At 44.3% G+C, this 16,822-nt stretch carries 13 protein-coding genes and 2 tRNA genes; 11 read left to right on the forward strand and 4 right to left on the reverse strand.

What is annotated here, in order from left to right; translation table 11 throughout:
• Window positions 1-12 precede the first annotated feature (12 nt).
• The 3 genes from ACQKCP_RS09180 to ACQKCP_RS09190 all read left to right on the forward strand — a co-directional run bounded on the left by ACQKCP_RS09180 (window position 13) and on the right by ACQKCP_RS09190 (window position 1,644).
• A tRNA-Asn gene (locus ACQKCP_RS09180) sits at window positions 13-88 on the forward strand.
• 190 nt (window positions 89-278) lie between these two features.
• The gene (locus ACQKCP_RS09185; protein WP_057761113.1) at window positions 279-608 is read left to right on the forward strand and encodes a hypothetical protein; all 330 of its coding nucleotides are present in this window, start codon (window positions 279-281) and stop codon (window positions 606-608) included.
• A gap of 304 nt (window positions 609-912) precedes the next feature.
• Complete coding sequence (locus tag ACQKCP_RS09190) at window positions 913-1,644, forward strand: hypothetical protein (protein ID WP_427612110.1); 732 nt, start codon at window positions 913-915, stop codon at window positions 1,642-1,644.
• Window positions 1,645-1,755: 111 nt separating this feature from the next.
• Here ACQKCP_RS09190 and ACQKCP_RS09195 read toward each other — a convergent pair.
• The 3 genes from ACQKCP_RS09195 to ACQKCP_RS09205 all read right to left on the reverse strand — a co-directional run bounded on the left by ACQKCP_RS09195 (window position 1,756) and on the right by ACQKCP_RS09205 (window position 5,184).
• Window positions 1,756-1,846 (reverse strand) — tRNA-Ser (locus tag ACQKCP_RS09195).
• Between the two features lie 92 nt (window positions 1,847-1,938).
• Window positions 1,939-3,087 carry a type I glyceraldehyde-3-phosphate dehydrogenase gene (locus ACQKCP_RS09200; protein WP_427612351.1) on the reverse strand — a complete coding sequence of 383 codons (1,149 nt, stop codon included), beginning with the start codon at window positions 3,085-3,087 and terminating at the stop codon, window positions 1,939-1,941.
• Window positions 3,088-3,246: 159 nt separating this feature from the next.
• A complete protein-coding gene (locus tag ACQKCP_RS09205) occupies window positions 3,247-5,184 on the reverse strand; it encodes an AAA family ATPase (protein WP_427612111.1) in 1,938 nt (645 codons plus the stop codon).
• Window positions 5,185-5,510: 326 nt separating this feature from the next.
• Between ACQKCP_RS09205 and exaC the strand changes: the two genes are divergently transcribed.
• The 8 genes from exaC (at window position 5,511) to ACQKCP_RS09245 (ending at window position 15,727) form a co-directional block, all read left to right on the forward strand.
• Entirely contained in the window at window positions 5,511-7,037 is a 1,527-nt protein-coding gene (gene exaC / locus ACQKCP_RS09210) for an acetaldehyde dehydrogenase ExaC (protein ID WP_397477582.1), read from the forward strand.
• Window positions 7,038-7,193: 156 nt separating this feature from the next.
• Complete coding sequence (locus ACQKCP_RS09215) at window positions 7,194-7,520, forward strand: DUF779 domain-containing protein (protein WP_201578704.1); 327 nt, start codon at window positions 7,194-7,196, stop codon at window positions 7,518-7,520.
• A gap of 190 nt (window positions 7,521-7,710) precedes the next feature.
• Window positions 7,711-9,339 (forward strand): GMC family oxidoreductase, encoded by a 1,629-nt coding sequence (locus tag ACQKCP_RS09220; protein ID WP_427612112.1) that lies wholly within the window; start codon window positions 7,711-7,713, stop codon window positions 9,337-9,339.
• A gap of 459 nt (window positions 9,340-9,798) precedes the next feature.
• On the forward strand, window positions 9,799-11,439 hold the full coding sequence (locus ACQKCP_RS09225) for an ABC transporter substrate-binding protein (protein WP_427612113.1): 1,641 nt from the start codon (window positions 9,799-9,801) through the stop codon (window positions 11,437-11,439).
• Between the two features lie 186 nt (window positions 11,440-11,625).
• Window positions 11,626-12,642, forward strand: a complete 1,017-nt coding sequence (locus ACQKCP_RS09230; protein WP_057761126.1) for an ABC transporter permease — start codon at window positions 11,626-11,628, stop codon at window positions 12,640-12,642.
• Window positions 12,643-12,775: 133 nt separating this feature from the next.
• Window positions 12,776-13,690 carry an ABC transporter permease gene (locus tag ACQKCP_RS09235; RefSeq protein ID WP_057761128.1) on the forward strand — a complete coding sequence of 305 codons (915 nt, stop codon included), beginning with the start codon at window positions 12,776-12,778 and terminating at the stop codon, window positions 13,688-13,690.
• Window position 13,691: 1 nt separating this feature from the next.
• Window positions 13,692-14,759 (forward strand): ABC transporter ATP-binding protein, encoded by a 1,068-nt coding sequence (locus ACQKCP_RS09240; protein WP_427612114.1) that lies wholly within the window; start codon window positions 13,692-13,694, stop codon window positions 14,757-14,759.
• Window positions 14,756-15,727, forward strand: coding sequence for a peptide ABC transporter ATP-binding protein (locus tag ACQKCP_RS09245; protein ID WP_427612115.1), 972 nt, complete (start codon window positions 14,756-14,758; stop codon window positions 15,725-15,727). The genes ACQKCP_RS09240 and ACQKCP_RS09245 overlap by 4 nt, the downstream gene beginning before the upstream one ends.
• 42 nt (window positions 15,728-15,769) lie before the next feature.
• On the opposite strand, the gene ACQKCP_RS09250 is transcribed toward ACQKCP_RS09245, so the two are convergent.
• Window positions 15,770-16,816, reverse strand: a complete 1,047-nt coding sequence (locus tag ACQKCP_RS09250) for an NERD domain-containing protein (protein ID WP_427612116.1) — start codon at window positions 16,814-16,816, stop codon at window positions 15,770-15,772.
• Between the last annotated feature and the right edge of the window lie 6 nt (window positions 16,817-16,822).

Raw genomic sequence — 16,822 nt, forward strand, 5'->3', positions numbered from 1 at the left:
ATGACCAGCTATTCTCCAATAGCTCAGTTGGTAGAGCAACGGACTGTTAATCCGTGTGTCCCTGGTTCGAGCCCAGGTTGGAGAGCCATATACTAAAAACCTTCATCATAATTTGATGGAGGTTTTTTTATTGCTGCGTCTTTTATATTTACTTCTAATAATATTAGCACGGCTGTGGTGTTCTTTTAGACATTTTTGTTGTATGGTAAGATTAGTTTTGATTGGGTTCGTTTTTGTTTGAGTGCTTCGCTCTTACTCACTAAAAGTAATGGTTTATTATGATACCTGTACGTATAAAAAATAAGTTTTCTGATCATCCGCAAAAGATCATGCGCCCGATTAGTATTCGTTTGTCTGAAGAAATGATTGGTCTATTAGAAACGACGTCATCAGACTTAGGCTTTAAGCGCATTCAAGGGCTTATTCGTCTTTATATTCGTCAGGGCTTGGATCGTGACCATCAGGATTATACGCTTGCCCATGATGAAGTATTCATCGAAACGCTACGCAAGCGCGGCGTTAGCCAACATATTATCGATGAAGCGATTGTAGTGACGCATAATAACAACATCACTCATCCGCTATCTGAGTTACAAGACAACGATTAAACAATTAATAGTATCGCTGCTAAATAGTATTAAAATAAAAAAGACCAAGTTTGCTAACGCGAGCTTGGTCTTTTTTGTGGCTGCTATAAAAGTTAAAGCATTACTGATTCTTCTCTAACTCTCTTCTTGTTATGTCCTTCTTGCACCTGATTCATAGTACATATGTTTTTAAGTACTCTGCGATATTTACGATTCTAGTTAGCCATAACTAAACACAACAGATATTTAAACAAGGTATATTAAGAATATAGTCGCGACTATTTATAAGGTTTCAACATAATAAAGATCTGCAAGGAGGGGTACGATGACGGGCTTACATCAGCGTTTCAACAAAACTTTGTTTTCAACCATGACGGTAGCAATGCTAGTGATTGCGACTGGCTGCTCATCGCCGCAGACTGATCCAAGTAAAACAACCATACCGACAGATTCAGACCAATGGCAAAAACAGTTAGGGCAAACTTTTGAGCAATTGTCTGAGGCCGATCAACAAGTACTCAGCCGATATATGCTACGTATGAAATTGAGCGATGCCTATGAATCAGGAGCCATGCCGCGCACCACTATCAAGCAGGCGCTAATACAACAGCGTGAATACGAGCGGCTGCATCCAAACAACCCAACGGGAAAGAAAAGCCCTATCGTCAAAGGTCAGGCGACTAATGCTACCGCACAGATGTATCCTGTCGCCCTACTACCTGTAAAAACCAGTGATAGCGATAGCTTAAATCAAGTCAAAATGCAGTTTATGTTATCCAATCATGGCAAAAGCGCGATAAAAAGTTTTAAAGGGACGCTAACCATGAAGGATGCCAACCTGAAAAAGGGCAAAAACTTTAATGTGCCTTTGACAACGTTTGATCCACCTATCGCACCAGAGCAGTCTGGCAAGATCATTATTGAAAGCAGCATTGAGGATATCAATGTCATGCGCGCTATCAAAAATGCTAGTGGCATCACTATCGAGGTTAATAAAGGCATGCTTACCTTAATAGATGATCAGACAATCGAATTTGAAAACTCACTGGTGAAGTAGCTGTATAACCTACTATTGAGGATTTTATAGAAGTAGAAGGTATTATTTAATAATTTTATCAATACCATAAAAAAAAGCCCCAATCATTGCTGATTGGGGCTTTTTCGAATTTGGCGGAGACGGAGAGATTCGAACTCTCGAAGGGCTATTAACCCTTGTCGGTTTTCAAGACCGGTGCATTCAACCGCTCTGCCACGTCTCCATTGGTGCATCATTATATAGATATCATTTTATAATGCAAGCCCCTAAACTAAAAAAATCCAATTAATTTTCGAATACTTGTAAATTGGTGCATTATTGCTTGCTTGAGGCCAGATGTAAGCACATATCAAGCAACCTATTGGCATAGCCCCATTCATTATCATACCATGCAAAAACCTTATACTGACCACCTACTTGCATAAGTTGCTGACCATCAATGATTAGCGACTCAGTCTGATGAATAAAGTCACTAGATACCAATGGCTCATCGGTATAAGCCATGATGTCATGCAAATGCGCCTGACTGGCAGATTTAAGTACCTCTCGTACTGTCTCGACATCGACATCTGGCGTATCAAACACAAAGGTGACATCAATCGCAGCCACGTCGATAGTGGGCACTCGTATCGAATGCCCATTTATCTTGCCGACCATGGCTGGTAGCACCCGCTCTGTGGCAGCGATACTACTGGATGTCGTTGGGATAATATTATAGCCAGAAGCGCGCGCCCGTCTTGGATCTCGATGTGCTTGATCAAGCACTGTTTGATCGGCAGTGACTGCATGAATCTCTGTCATCATGGCGGACTGCACACCAAACGCCTTGTCAAGCGTATCAATCAACGGCACCAAAGCCTGCGTGGTACAAGACACACTGGAGATAATCGGCAGCTCAAGCGTGAGCGCATCGGTATTCACGCCCATCACGATACAGGCATCCACATCGTCAAATGGCGCGGCACCGATGATTACTTGCTGCGCGCCAGCGTCAATATGTAGCGTCGCCTGCTCATACGAGCGAAAATGCCCAGTACATTCTAAAACCACATCGACACCCAGCGTCTGCCAAGGTAAATTTTTGGGATCAGGCTCTGATAGCATATTGATGCAGTAAGTCAGATTGTTTTTGGTCAGACAGAGCTCAGTCTTGCTCGTATCACCTGACTCACTTTCTACAATCTCAGCATTTACGCCTAATCGACTGAGGCGACCATGGGTGCTATCAAACTTGAGTAAATGTAACAAGATATCCGCTGGCGCTAAATCATTAATTGCCACTACATGAATCGCACGACCTAACACTTCAAAGCGCTCTAGCAAAGCACGAAGTACATTGCGCCCTATACGACCAAAGCCATTGATAGCGACTCTCAGTGGCTGTGTATGCTCACCAGTAGTACGGAACGTCGCCGCTGTCGGGTCAGAGGTCAATTGATAAGTAGCACTCGAAAAATCAGGCATAACATCGGACATAAAGGGTATCGCTATAAATGGGGGTAAAAACTGAGCGTTATCACGTTGAGTGCGCTAATGATTGCTAAATACTAAGAAATAGCAAAAATAAAGCCTATAAAACTAATGGTAACAAAGTTATAGGCAGTAAAATTATAAGCAGCAAAACTATGGGGTGATAAAAATCAATGCGAGGCGAATGGTATTGTAGTCAATGCTTTGCTTAAGATGATCATATATCGGACGCAGCTTGATGCTACCGTCATCATTGAAGTCATTTGGATTATTAGCGACTTTAATAGCGACATAGGCATTACCTACGGCTGTCATTACCTCATCATCTGGACGCAGATGATCGCAGGCAAGACTTGGATCTTGTGATTTTAGGTCAGCAATATGACGCATGATAGTCGACTGTGACAACTGACGCGCTTGTGATATCTCAGCAATGGTCAAACTCTCTTCTAACAACACTCTGGTCGCAAGTAGAGTACTGTCTGATTTGTCAGTGACCTGATTGCCTAATTTCTGTTTTTTATCGATTTTCGCTTGCTGTTGTTCACGGCGCTTCTTTTGTAGCGTGGCGTAAGCATCGATTACCGACTTGCTTAATGTCCCACCTGACTTCAGGACGAATTTTTCATGTGCCTGCTGCATGCTTTCTTCATCTAGCATCGCATAGTTGGCATCCGCTTCTTCAGACAGTACTAGAAACCGCTTGTCTGCGCCGCGAGCCAATGGATCAAGTTGCAAGCTCATGTCGTTCATACCCAGCAGCTGTAGACCTGATAGCGATTTGAGGCGTGATAATGCTACATAGCCTTGTCCCAACTCAAAAGTACGCGACAAATCGATTTCAGCCGCATCGAGGGTCATGCCCTGCGATTTATGAATGGTAATCGCCCATGCCAGACAGAGCGGCACTTGTAAGTAACTTGCTAGCACGTCACCCGTCTCATCTTCGATAATCCATTCTTCAGGCTCAGCGATGACTTCTCGTCCTGAATTAAGCCGCACGACAGGCATTTTTTGGGTCGTTGGTTTCTTCGACTTTGGTTTTTCTTTATCTTTTTTAGCAGCAGACTTCTTACCTTTTGTCGTTTTTTCGCTAGCAGCATCCTCATCAACGTCATCGCTGCTATCGTCTTCGATTAACGCGTCACTACTGTCTTTATCATCTATTTTGACAGCAGCAAAACCAATCAACTCGCCCATCGTCCCGTTAGAGACACCGAGCTCAGCATTGTTTTTGATAAACATGACCTTGGCGCCGACTTTGAGAATCAGCTCGTCTTGGGTACGTACGGTCTTTTTTAGCGTCTCAACCAGCTTACTATCGCCTGTCGCCGTCGCCTCAAAACGCATCATCTCGCCATCTAGAGACGCCAGTTCTTTGTCATTGATTTTATTAACGTTGAGGTTATGGGTATAGAGACGCGTACGCTTGATATCGACGCTTTGATCATACGTCGCTTCTAAAGCGGCAATCGCCTCAAAGGTTACTTCCTGACGGCGGATTTGGTTAAGAATATCGTCTAAATCGAGTCCGCCATTGGCTGCATCGCTGACTTGACGATGCTGCTCAGACAAGTAGCAAATATGGAATTTGGCGTCGAGCCAAGCCTCAGACATAAAGGCGAACTTTTCACGATTCGTCTCACCTTTACTGCCAATCGGTGGTAACTGAAAGAAATCTCCTGCAACTACGACCTGAATACCGCCAAACGCTTTGTCATTTTTGCGAATATGCTTGAGCACTTGGCTGACCAAGTTAAGCTGCTTGGCATGTAGCATCGAAATCTCATCGATGACCAAAACTGCAGTATCTTTCAATCTGTCTGCTAAAAACTGCTTGCGTGATAAGGTGGACAAATCTCGATCAGTCAGCTCATCTTTGATACCGATACCTGACCAGCTATGAATCGTCGTGCCGTTCATATGCGTTGCGGCAATACCCGTACTGGCGGTCACCGCAACAGGGACACGGCGGGCGCGTAGATAATCAATGTATTGATTGAGAGTATAAGTCTTACCTGAACCTGCTGAGCCGGTCAAAAAGACGTTTTGACCTGTTTTTAGGATATCAAGAGCAGAAGATTGACGCATAGATCCAAACCAACCAATATTATGAAGAAGAAATAGTACAAAAAGAAAGCCGCCATGATTAATCCAGTAACCATAGCAAGCCAAAATAGATGCTCACAATTATAACAGCTGCATACCGTTTGCGAACCATTTTAACCGACTCATATCACATAACTTAAAGTTATACGATACAAAATATATCATTATAAAAAGTCATTATCGTTCTGCTAAAAAGCTCAGTACGATAGGATGATAACTTGGTTAGGAAGACCAAGAATGTATTTTTAAATGGTCATACGTAAGTAACCATATTTTAAATAACCATAATACACAACAAGGAGTGGTTAATGTTATACGCTTATCCCAATACTGAAAACAGTCCCGTCCAATTCCGCGAAAAATACGATAACTTTATTAATGGTGAGTGGACCCCTCCTGTCGATGGCGAGTACTTTGACAACCCAAGCCCTATCGATGGTAAAACCATTTGCCAAGTCGCCCGTTCAAAAGAAGCAGATATCGAAAAAGCCCTAGATGCCGCGCATGCTGCTAAAGACGCTTGGGGCAAAACCAGCGTCGCTGAACGTGCCAATTTATTATTAAAAATCGCAGATAGCATGGAAGCCAATCTAGAAGCGATCGCTATTGCTGAATGCTACGAAAACGGCAAGCCTGTACGCGAAACCTTAATGGCAGATATTCCACTAGCCATCGATCAATTCCGTTATTTCGCCAGTGCCATCCGCGCACAAGAAGGCGGTATCAGTCAAATTGATGAAGACACCGTTGCTTATCATTTCCATGAGCCGCTAGGCGTTGTCGGGCAGATTATCCCATGGAACTTCCCTATTCTAATGGCAGTATGGAAAATCGCCCCTGCACTGGCTGCTGGTAACTGTATCGTTATGAAGCCTGCTGAGCAAACGCCTGCTTCGATACTATATATGTTAGAAGCGATCGGTATCGCTGATATCTTACCTAAAGGCGTGTTAAACATCGTCAATGGCTTTGGTGTCGAAGCTGGTAAACCACTTGCCTCAAACCCTCGTATCAACAAAGTTGCCTTCACTGGTGAGACCACAACGGGTCGCCTCATCATGCAGTACGCTAGCGAAAACATCATTCCAGTGACGCTAGAGCTTGGCGGCAAAAGCCCAAATATCTTCTTTGCTGATGTCATGGACGAAGACGATGACTTCTTGGACAAAGCGGTCGAAGGCCTAGTCATGTTTGCCTTAAACCAAGGTGAAGTCTGTACCTGCCCATCACGTGCACTCGTACATGAAAGCATCTATGACGAATTTATCAAACGCTGTATCGCTCGTGTTGAAGCCATCAAAATGGGCAATCCACTAGATACTGAGACTATGATTGGTGCGCAAGCCAGCTCAGATCAGTTAGAGAAGATTTTATCTTATCTTGATATCGGTAAAAAAGAAGGCGCAAAAGTCCTAGTTGGTGGCGATCAAGCCAAACACGATGGCGACCTAGCAGACGGCTATTATGTTAAGCCAACTATCTTTGAAGGCACCAACGACATGCGCGTGTTCCAAGAAGAAATCTTTGGACCTGTGCTCGCTGTCACTACCTTTAAAGACGACGACGAAGCCATGCAAATTGCCAACGATACCCTATATGGTCTAGGCGCTGGCGTTTGGACACGTAGTGTACATAAAGCCTATCGTTTCGGACGTGGTATCCAAGCGGGCCGCGTATGGACCAACTGCTATCACCTATATCCATCACACGCTGCATTCGGTGGCTATAAGCAATCAGGTATCGGCCGCGAAAACCATCTGATGATGCTCGATCATTATCAGCAAACCAAAAACATGCTGGTTTCGTACAGCCCTAAAAAAATGGGTTTCTTCTAATCTAACCTGTGAACGCATGACAGTACTTAGAAAACAAATGCAATCTGTCGCAAGATAGGTTGCATTTTCACTTTAAGAAGTCGTAAAAAGCCATGTTTTGAATAATAGCTTTTTAGAATAGTATGTTTTTCGACACTGATAGCATAGGAGTTGAGTATGAAAATTACAGCAACAGAGTCTTGTAAAGCGTTAATTGAGCTATTGAAATCCAAGCACGGTGAGCTGATGTTTCATCAATCAGGTGGCTGCTGCGATGGTAGCTCACCCATGTGCTATCCATTAGGAGAGTTCAAAGTGGGTGGTCAGGATGTGTTGGTTGGTGAGCTTGCTGGCTGTCCATTTTATATGGGTAAGGCACAGTACAATTTATGGCAGCATACCGATCTCACTATTGATGTCGTCAATGGTCGCGGTGCGAGCTTTTCGTTAGAAATCCCTGAAGGCAAACGCTTTATCGTACGCTCAGAAATCTGTGCGATATAAGGACGTTTGGTGCAAAACTAGGTAGCATTAATTTTAAATAATGTACCGAATATAACAGTCTTAGCTTGTCCTATTATATTGGCGCAAACAGATACCGCAGAGTCATTTTTATTTTATTATTTCAGCAAAATAATAGTTACTGTAAAGCGTACCCTATTTTAATTAGCATGGATGCTATAAGGAATATGAAATGGAATTTGACACAACATTTGACTATGTCATCGTCGGTGGTGGATCAGCAGGTTGCGTGCTTGCTAGCCGTCTCACTGAAAACCCAAATATCAGTGTCTGTTTATTAGAGTACGGCGGTGATGGCAAAGATCTAGCAGTACGTGTGCCTGCCGGACTGATTCTGATGGTTCCTGGCAAACCACTTAAATTAAATAACTGGTGCTTTCACACCACCCCGCAAGAGCACCTTAATAACCGTAAAGGTTTTCAGCCACGTGGACAATGTCTGGGCGGCTCATCAGCTATCAATGCCATGATCTATACGCGTGGTAGTAAGCTAGATTATGAGCGCTGGGTAGAGCAAGGCTGTACTGGCTGGGGGTTTGACGATGTACTTCCCTACTTTATCAAAGCTGAAAACAACGTTCGTGGTAGCGATGACCTACATGGTGATAGCGGGCCGCTGCATGTTAGCGACCTACTCAGTCCACGAGACATCTCCAAAGCATTCGTAGAAGCTGCGATTGCCAATGGCCTAGATCATAACACCGACTTTAATAGCGAAAAGCAAGACGGTACAGGATTGTATCAAGTCACTCATTTCCATGGCGAAAAACAAGGCCAACGCTGCTCTGCTGCGGCCGCCTATCTGCATCCTGTCCAAAACCGCTCCAACCTAACTGTCATCACTCATGCGCAGGCTAACCGCGTCATTATCGAAGACAATCAAGCGACAGGCGTCGTCTACGAAAAAGACGGTGTCGAACATACTGTCACGGCGCGTCATGAAGTCCTACTATCAGGTGGCGCGTTTGGTTCACCTAAAGTTCTGATGCTCTCAGGTATCGGCCCTGCAGAGCATTTGCAGTCTCATGGTATCGATGTGGTGGTAGATGCACCCGAAGTCGGTGGCAATTTACAGGATCATCTAGATGTTGTCTTTGATTACGAGGTCAATACGACTGATGTCATCGGTATTGGCATGGCATCGATTTCGGCATTGACCAAAAGTATTCGGCAGTGGAGAAAAGATGGTACAGGGCTGCTGTCTACCAACTATGCAGAAGCAGGTGCGTTCTTTAGCGTCGGTGATGACCCAAAAGAGTGGCCAAATACACAGCTGCACTTTGTCATCTCGCGCGTGATCGAGCATGGCCGCGATCTCAGACGCGGCTTCGCTGTCTCTTGTCACAGTTGCTATCTGCGTCCTGAAAGTCGAGGTACTGTCAGATTAGACTCAGCTGACCCCTCCGATGCTGTCTTGATCGATCCAAACTATCTGTCACACCCGAAAGACGTAGAGTATATGGTAGCCGGTGCCGAGCGTACTCGAGCCATCATGCAAGAGTCCGCACTCGCAAAGTACATCACTGAAGACTACCCTGCCCCTTACCTCGAAAAAGACGGCATGCTCGGCTATATCCGTAATAAGTCAGATACCATCTATCATCCAGTAGGCACTTGCCGCATGGGCTCAGATGACAGCTCTGTGGTGGATTTGGAATTGAAGGTACGAGGTGTGAGCGGATTACGAGTCATCGATGCTTCAGTGATGCCAACGCTTATTAGCGCCAATACCAATGCGCCAACTATTATGATTGCCGAAAAAATAGCCGATCTCATTAAGGCGAATCATGGCCCTATTTGATGCTGTATTGGGCAAACTGCTTATAGCTGATTACTTTAAAGAGACATAACTTTATTATTTCTAATTGTTTACACTTAGTAAAATTGTAACTGGTTAGCAATTTAAAAGTGTGTCTCTTTGCTACTTAGAGCGAATAAACATAAAGCCATAGAATTTAGTATTTAATATCTTATTGATGCTAAATACGGTAAAACCGTGCATTTTTTATCAAAATTAGTCTATTTATCGCTTGCATTACCACAGATTAAGAGAGTATATTCGAACGACTTATTTATATTTTTAGTTTCCATCTATATAATTTAAAGTTATGACAACCTTTAATATGTTTTATTTTGTATATATAAAATACTGCATAGATAGACACTTTAGAGGTCACTAAACGCTTTCTCATCGTATTCATGCTCGAGTACAAACATATGGATACATGAGTACCTACCTACCATTACATAGGATGTAATAATGCAAAAATCACTCTTCAAACTTACGATGTTGGCGACGTTTGTCTTAGGTATCAGCGCCTGTAGTGGAGACAACAAAACCACCGACGACTCTGCTGCTAGCTCAGATGCCAAAGCCGCCAAAACATTGCTCTATTGCTCAGAAGGTAGCCCTGCCGGATTTGATCCAGCGCAATATACTTCAGGTACGGATTTTGATGCGAGTGCCTTCCCTATTTACAATGGCTTAGTAGAATTCAAAAGAGCAGAAACTGAGATTCAACCAGGACTTGCTGAAAGCTGGGATATTAGCGAAGACGGCAAGACTTATACCTTTAATCTACGTAAAGGGGTTAAATTCGGTACAACCGACTACTTTACTCCAACTCGCGATTTCAACGCGGATGATATTGTCTTTACGCTAGAACGTATCACTGACCCAGACTTTGAATTTAACAAAGCTTATCCTGCTGAATTCCCATATTCGGTCGGTATGGGACTACCTGACATCATCTCTAATATCGAAAAGGTTGACGACTATACGGTAAAAATCACCCTTAGCGAAACCAATGCGCCGTTCCTACAGAACCTAGCAATGCCTTTTGCTTATATTGGTTCTGCTGAGTACGCAGATCAATTACTAGCCTCTGGTAATGCTGCTGATATCAATACTAAGCCCGTCGGTACTGGACCTTTCGTCTTTACCTCATATCAAAAAGACGCGCAAATTCGTTATACCAAAAACCCGGACTATTGGAATAAAGACGACATCTATATCGACAACCTAGTGTTTGTCATCACTAAAGACTCAGCTGTTCGTGCTCAAAAAGTGCAAGCTGGCGAATGTCACGTGTCCGCTTATCCAAAACCTGCCGAAATCGAATCTGTCAAAAAATCAGGTAAAGCCACCGTTCTGGATCAGCCTGGCTTCAACGTCGGCTATGTCGGTTACAACGTAGAAAAACCTCAACTGAGCGATCTTAAAGTGCGTCAAGCATTAGATATGGCGATCAACAAAGACGCTATTATTAACGCGGTTTATCAGAGCGAAGGCCTCAAAGCAACCAACCCAATGCCGCCAACGCAGTGGGGCTATGACGAGTCACTTAAAGATGCGCCTTACGATGTTGAAAAAGCAAAAGCACTGATCAAAGAAGCTGGCGCGGATAACCTTTCTATTAATCTATGGTATATGCCAGTTCAGCGTCCATACAACCCAAATGCCAAGCTAATGGCTGAAATGCTACAAGCAGATTGGGCGAAGATTGGCGTCGATACCAAGCTTGTGACTTATGAGTGGGGCGAGTACCTCAAGCGCGCTGCTAAAGGCGAGCCTGATGTCATTCTAGCAGGTTGGACTGGCGATAATGGTGATCCAGACAACTGGCTTGGTTCGTTATTGTCTTGTGACGCGGTCGGTGGTAACAACTACTCGCGCTGGTGTAATAAAGACTTCGATAATTTGGTGACCAATGCCCGTCAGATTAACAATCAAGATGAGCGTGTCAGTGAATATGAGCAAGCTCAGCAGATATTCAAAGAGCAGCTTCCTTGGACGACAATGGCACACTCGGTAGTGACCGTATTCACCGCACCAAACGTGGTCGATTATAAAATCAGCCCACTTGGCTCAATACGTTTCGATGGTGTAAAAATTGAATAACCTTGACTGATTAATTCCGTTACGACGTAAGCAATTTATTCATTTTATTCATTCATATAAGTGCGGCTGGGTCAGATACTCTGCTCCAGCCGCACTTATATGAACAATATGAATTAATCGCTTTGTCACGGATCTCTTGATCATCGCTAATACTCTAATCATTGAACCACAACTATTGAGCAGCCCATGCTACTTTATATTCTGCGTCGTATTGCCATTTTAATACCCGTCTATCTTGGCCTAACGCTATCGACTTTTACTCTGATTCGTCTCGTACCTGGAGATGCGGTTGAAATTATGATGGGTGAGCGTATGGTCGATCCAGAGCTACATGCTCGTGCCCTAGAAAGGCTAGGATTAGACAAACCACTCGTTGCCCAGTATTGGGATTATTTGACTGGCATCCTAACAGGTGATTTTGGTCAATCCTTTCGTACTCGTACGCCCGTATTACAAGACTTCTTTGCCCACTTTGTTCCTACTTTAGAGTTGGCGTTATGTGCCATTGTTATCGCTAGTGTCATTGGTGTTAGCTTAGGCATCTTTGCTGCCTTGCGCCGTGGTACATGGATTGATTACACCCTAATGTCAGGCGCGTTGGCAGGATATTCTATGCCTATCTACTTATTGGGACCTATCCTGACTGGTATATTCGCTCACTATCTTGGTCTGTTACCCGTCGCTGGGGTGATATCTGTTGCACAGTTTTTAGATGTGCAGCCACTGTATGGTTCATGGTTACTTGGCTCACTAAGCTCAGGAGAACCTGGCGCGTTTTGGAACGTGGTCAAACACTTTATCCTACCTTCTATTGCCTTATCGACCATTCCGTTAGCGATGATTGCGCGGATGACACGCTCTGCGATGCTAGAGGTGTTAGACGAGGATTACGTGCGTACAGCACGAGCCAAAGGCTTATCTCCGCGCCGAGTGATACTAGTCCACGTAATGCGTAATGCCTTGATTACTGTGGTTACAGTCGTTGGCCTACAGATGGCGACATTGCTCGCAGGTGCCATTATTACTGAGACTATCTTTAGTTGGCCAGGCGTTGGTAATTGGTTACTCGATGGGTTTTTCACACGCGACTACCCTATTGTACAAAATGGTATTTTATTGGTCGCCACCGCTCTGATTTTGGTTAGTTTATTTATTGATATTTTGTATGGTCTGATCAACCCACGTATTCGCCATACTTCTTAATCTAACATTGATAAATACTCACATTATAAATAGTGATGATTAGCGCTCAAGTGAAGTTTTAGCAATGCTTAGTACTTTTTTATGAATAAGATTCTAAAAAATGTCACTGCGCTAGCCACTATAGGAAATGCTCATGAAGCCTTCTGTTCTCCCCTCTGATGTCAACCTGATGGCAGCCACACCGCCGTCATCTTGGCAGCTATTTTTATCGACGTTCTGCCGAAACAAAGGCGCAGTAATTGGTTTTATTGTACTGGCATTAATGGTTCTAGTTGCCATACTTGCGCCTGCTATTGCCCCTCACGATCCTTATGAGTTGTTCACTGGTCAAGAGCAATTACCGCCTGCCTTTCTTGATGGCGGCAATGCGATGTTTTGGCTAGGTACTGATGATGCGGGCCGAGATACATTGTCTCGAGTGATGTATGGCGCACGTTATTCGTTGTTTATCGGTCTAAGCGCAACGACTTTGGCGATGTTGGTTGGTATCTCACTTGGGCTGAGTGCAGCGTTCTGGCCAAAGGTCTGGGGTAAAGCGGTCATGTTGGTCAATGATATCTTGATGTCATATCCGAGCTTGCTATTGGCGATTATCATTGCTGCTATCTTAGGGCCATCTATGACCAATACGATTATTACGATTGCACTGGTCTGTACACCGCCATTTATTCGGCTGACTCGTGCGACTGCGATGGTAGAGCTGCAACGTGAGTACTTTATTGCCTCACAAGTGATGGGTGCTGGCGTGCTCAGATTGTTGTTTATCACCATTTTGCCCAACTGTATGGCACCGCTTATCGTACAGGCAACGATGATTTTCTCGTCTGCTATTTTAGAAGCAGGTGCGATTGGTTTCTTAGGCTTTGGCGTACAGCCACCTGATGCCGAATGGGGCGCGATGCTAGGTACGGCGCGTCAATATATTCAAAGTAACGTTTGGCTAGCCATCTGGCCGGGTGTCGCTATTTTCTTGGCTGCACTATCGATCAACCTGACTGGTGATGGCTTACGCGATGCGCTAGATCCTAAATTAAAGCAGGTGACCTAAGATGACTGAACCATTAATTAATACGCCTATCACTCACACGTCTATGAATGGCGCATCAACAAAAGACTCACCATTGCTGCTAGATATTGAAAACCTGTCTGTCACTTTTGGACAAGGAGTGCGTGCCTTTCGCGCAGTCGATGATGTATCGTTGAAGATTACCCAAGGTGAGGTCATCGCTGTCGTGGGTGAATCTGGCTCAGGTAAATCAGTCACTATGATGGCGCTGATGGGGCTGTTGCCACCTTCTGCGACCGTTCGTGCACAGCGAGTGATATTTGATAATACAGATATGCTCAGTATGTCAGCCAAAGAGAGACGCGGCATCATTGGCAAAGACATCTCTATGATTTTTCAGAACGCCATGTCTTGCCTAAATCCAAGCTTTACGGTTGAGATGCAGCTAGGTGAAGTACTACGCAAACACCTTGGTTTACGAGGCGCAGCCGTACAAACACGTATCTTAGAGCTGTTAGAGTTGGTCGAAATGCCCGATGCCAAAAACAGACTCAAGGTCTATCCGCATCAACTATCAGGTGGTATGAGCCAACGGGTTATGATTGCGATGGCCATTGCTTGCGAGCCAAAACTCCTGATCGCAGATGAACCAACCACGGCTTTGGATGTCACCGTACAGGCGCAAATTATGGATTTGCTCAGCCGATTACAACGCGAAAAACAAATGGCCATGGTATTAATTACCCACGATTTGGGTCTGGTTGCACAAAACTCGCGTGATGTCGCGGTCATGTATGCTGGACAAGTGGTCGAAACCAGTACCGTGCCAGAGATTTTTCAAAAGCCTGCACATCCTTATACTGAAGCATTGCTACAAGCAATCCCTGAATTAGCCATCGGTCAAGATCGGTTAAACAGCTTACCAGGGGTTGTGCCAAGTCAATATGACCGGCCAGCTGGTTGCTTGTTGTCTCCACGTTGCCCGTATAAAGAACCTGCTTGCGAAGTTCCGCCACCTATTTTAGATACACCCAATGGCAAGGTGCGCTGTATTGATTCTGATATTACCTCTCGCCCCTCTCACGCTGCTACCTTGGAGTCACAAGTATGAGTAATAAAGTGGTCCTGAAAGCAGACAATCTACACAAACACTACCCAGTATCACAAGGTCTGGGCAAAGCAAAAGCCTACGTGAAAGCGCTCAATGGTGTCTCATTCGAGCTTGAAGCTGGCAAGACATTGGCCGTCGTTGGTGAGTCAGGCTGCGGTAAATCTACCCTTGCCCGCCAGTTGACACTGATCGAAGCGCCTACACATGGTGAACTATTTATCAACGATGAAGGCACCACTGGCTATAGTAGAAAAGCACTCAAAGAGTTGCGTACTGAAATTCAAATGGTCTTTCAAAACCCTTATGGTAGCTTAAATCCGCGTCATACCATTGGCTATCAATTGACAGAACCATTGGATATCCATACCAAACTGTCTAAAGAAGAAAAGCGCGACAAAATTAACGAGATGATGAGACATGTGGGTCTACGACCCGAACACGCTGGTCGTTATCCGCATATGTTTTCGGGTGGTCAGCGTCAACGTATTGCCCTCGCACGCGCCATGATGCTCAACCCTAAAATCGTCGTCGCTGATGAGCCAACTTCCGCACTCGATGTATCGATTCAGGCGCAAGTCTTAAATCTATTTATGGATTTGCAGGATGAGTATCGTACCGCTTACGTCTTTATCTCGCACAATTTATCCGTTGTGCGTCACGTCGCTGATGATGTAATGGTGATGTACTTGGGTCAGGCCGTCGAACACGGCCCCAAAGAAGCGATTTATAATGCACCAAAACATCCTTATACCATCGCGTTATTGGCTGCGGCACCAACGGTAAATGGCCATAAAAATGATTTGACCCTACAAGGTGAGTTACCAAGTCCGCTCAACCCGCCAAGTGGCTGCGCCCTACATAAACGCTGCCCCTATGCCAAACAGCAATGCAGCAAAGTAGAGCCACAACTGCGCGAATGGGACGGTCGATTGGTTGCTTGTTTACGTTTAGAAGAGATATATGGTTAAGGTGACTAAAGTTAGGATGGCTAAGGTTAAAATGGCTAACGACTAATCAATATTCACCACACCGCGACATTTAGGAAATTGGCTACAACCAAAAAAGGCCTGCCCTTGATTCAGGCCTTTTTTTGCCATTCGCTTGATCGTTTCACCGTTACATTTCGGGCAGGTTGGCGTTTGAATAAAATCAGCTGTATGGTTTATCACCTCAACTGTCGCAGAGGAACTCGCTGCTAATTCAGGCTCTATAACCTCAAACGGTGTAAGAAAAACCTTATCAGCAATATCGTGCGATGTAATTGTATACTGAGTGACTGCCTGCTGAGTGTCCATACTATCAATTGGTAACGTGGTAGATTCAATTTCAGTCTGACCAGACCATCGATGCACCTCTCTACTTTTTAGAATAGCGCGTTTAGCGGTCTCTTTTACTATCGGCTCTGGTATAGACTCATTAGCCACTTTAGCAACTGGTTTATCATTAGTATTATCGCTAGGCTGTTTATTTGTATTCTGGCTTGGATTACTATGCTTGTCTTTTAGATAGGCTTTATGCTCTCTGTTGGTGCGCCAAGACTTACTAAATCTATTGTTATTAATCTGCTCAACAATAGATGCAACCTCATCTTCAGTGAGTATCTTATCTTGTTTTTTCTTCACATAAGACACCATACCACCTGTCAATACGTGTTCAGGCAACTCATCACGGGTTTTCAACTCACATTCACCGATGAAAGCAATCATCGAATGAAAGTAGCTCAGCTCTAATCCTAATAAATCTGCGAGCGTCTTGATATGCAAATAATTTTGGCGCAGTGGGTTCTGGAATTTGAATGTACTTCCATTTTTGAAAGCTTGTGTCCACTGCTTTTGCTTCTCGCTACCATATATCCAGCCTTTATAGTTTTTGGTCTCAATCACAAAGATGCCGTATACAGAAACGATGATATGATCGATTTGGGTACTGCCGCCACTGGCTCTTGGCAAGGTAATACCGTTTAATCGATGATAAACATCTTTTTCAAGCTTAAGCCACATAGCAACATTGATGACGGTTTCACCTAGGAAACCTTTAAAGCTAGATTTTAGGGACATAATAGC

Origin of the sequence: Psychrobacter sp. NPDC078631, from assembly GCF_050268165.1 — a bacterium.
Classification (GTDB): domain Bacteria; phylum Pseudomonadota; class Gammaproteobacteria; order Pseudomonadales; family Moraxellaceae; genus Psychrobacter.

Coding starts and splice junctions, on each gene's coding strand:
- ACQKCP_RS09185 (WP_057761113.1), top strand. CDS start 279: ATGATACCTGTACGTATAAAAAATAAGTTTTCTGATCATCCGCAAAAG.
- ACQKCP_RS09190 (WP_427612110.1), top strand. CDS start 913: ATGACGGGCTTACATCAGCGTTTCAACAAAACTTTGTTTTCAACCATG.
- ACQKCP_RS09200 (WP_427612351.1), bottom strand. CDS start 3,087: ATGCCTGATTTTTCGAGTGCTACTTATCAATTGACCTCTGACCCGACA.
- ACQKCP_RS09205 (WP_427612111.1), bottom strand. CDS start 5,184: ATGCGTCAATCTTCTGCTCTTGATATCCTAAAAACAGGTCAAAACGTC.
- exaC (WP_397477582.1), top strand. CDS start 5,511: ATGTTATACGCTTATCCCAATACTGAAAACAGTCCCGTCCAATTCCGC.
- ACQKCP_RS09215 (WP_201578704.1), top strand. CDS start 7,194: ATGAAAATTACAGCAACAGAGTCTTGTAAAGCGTTAATTGAGCTATTG.
- ACQKCP_RS09220 (WP_427612112.1), top strand. CDS start 7,711: ATGGAATTTGACACAACATTTGACTATGTCATCGTCGGTGGTGGATCA.
- ACQKCP_RS09225 (WP_427612113.1), top strand. CDS start 9,799: ATGCAAAAATCACTCTTCAAACTTACGATGTTGGCGACGTTTGTCTTA.
- ACQKCP_RS09230 (WP_057761126.1), top strand. CDS start 11,626: ATGCTACTTTATATTCTGCGTCGTATTGCCATTTTAATACCCGTCTAT.
- ACQKCP_RS09235 (WP_057761128.1), top strand. CDS start 12,776: ATGAAGCCTTCTGTTCTCCCCTCTGATGTCAACCTGATGGCAGCCACA.
- ACQKCP_RS09240 (WP_427612114.1), top strand. CDS start 13,692: ATGACTGAACCATTAATTAATACGCCTATCACTCACACGTCTATGAAT.
- ACQKCP_RS09245 (WP_427612115.1), top strand. CDS start 14,756: ATGAGTAATAAAGTGGTCCTGAAAGCAGACAATCTACACAAACACTAC.
- ACQKCP_RS09250 (WP_427612116.1), bottom strand. CDS start 16,816: ATGTCCCTAAAATCTAGCTTTAAAGGTTTCCTAGGTGAAACCGTCATC.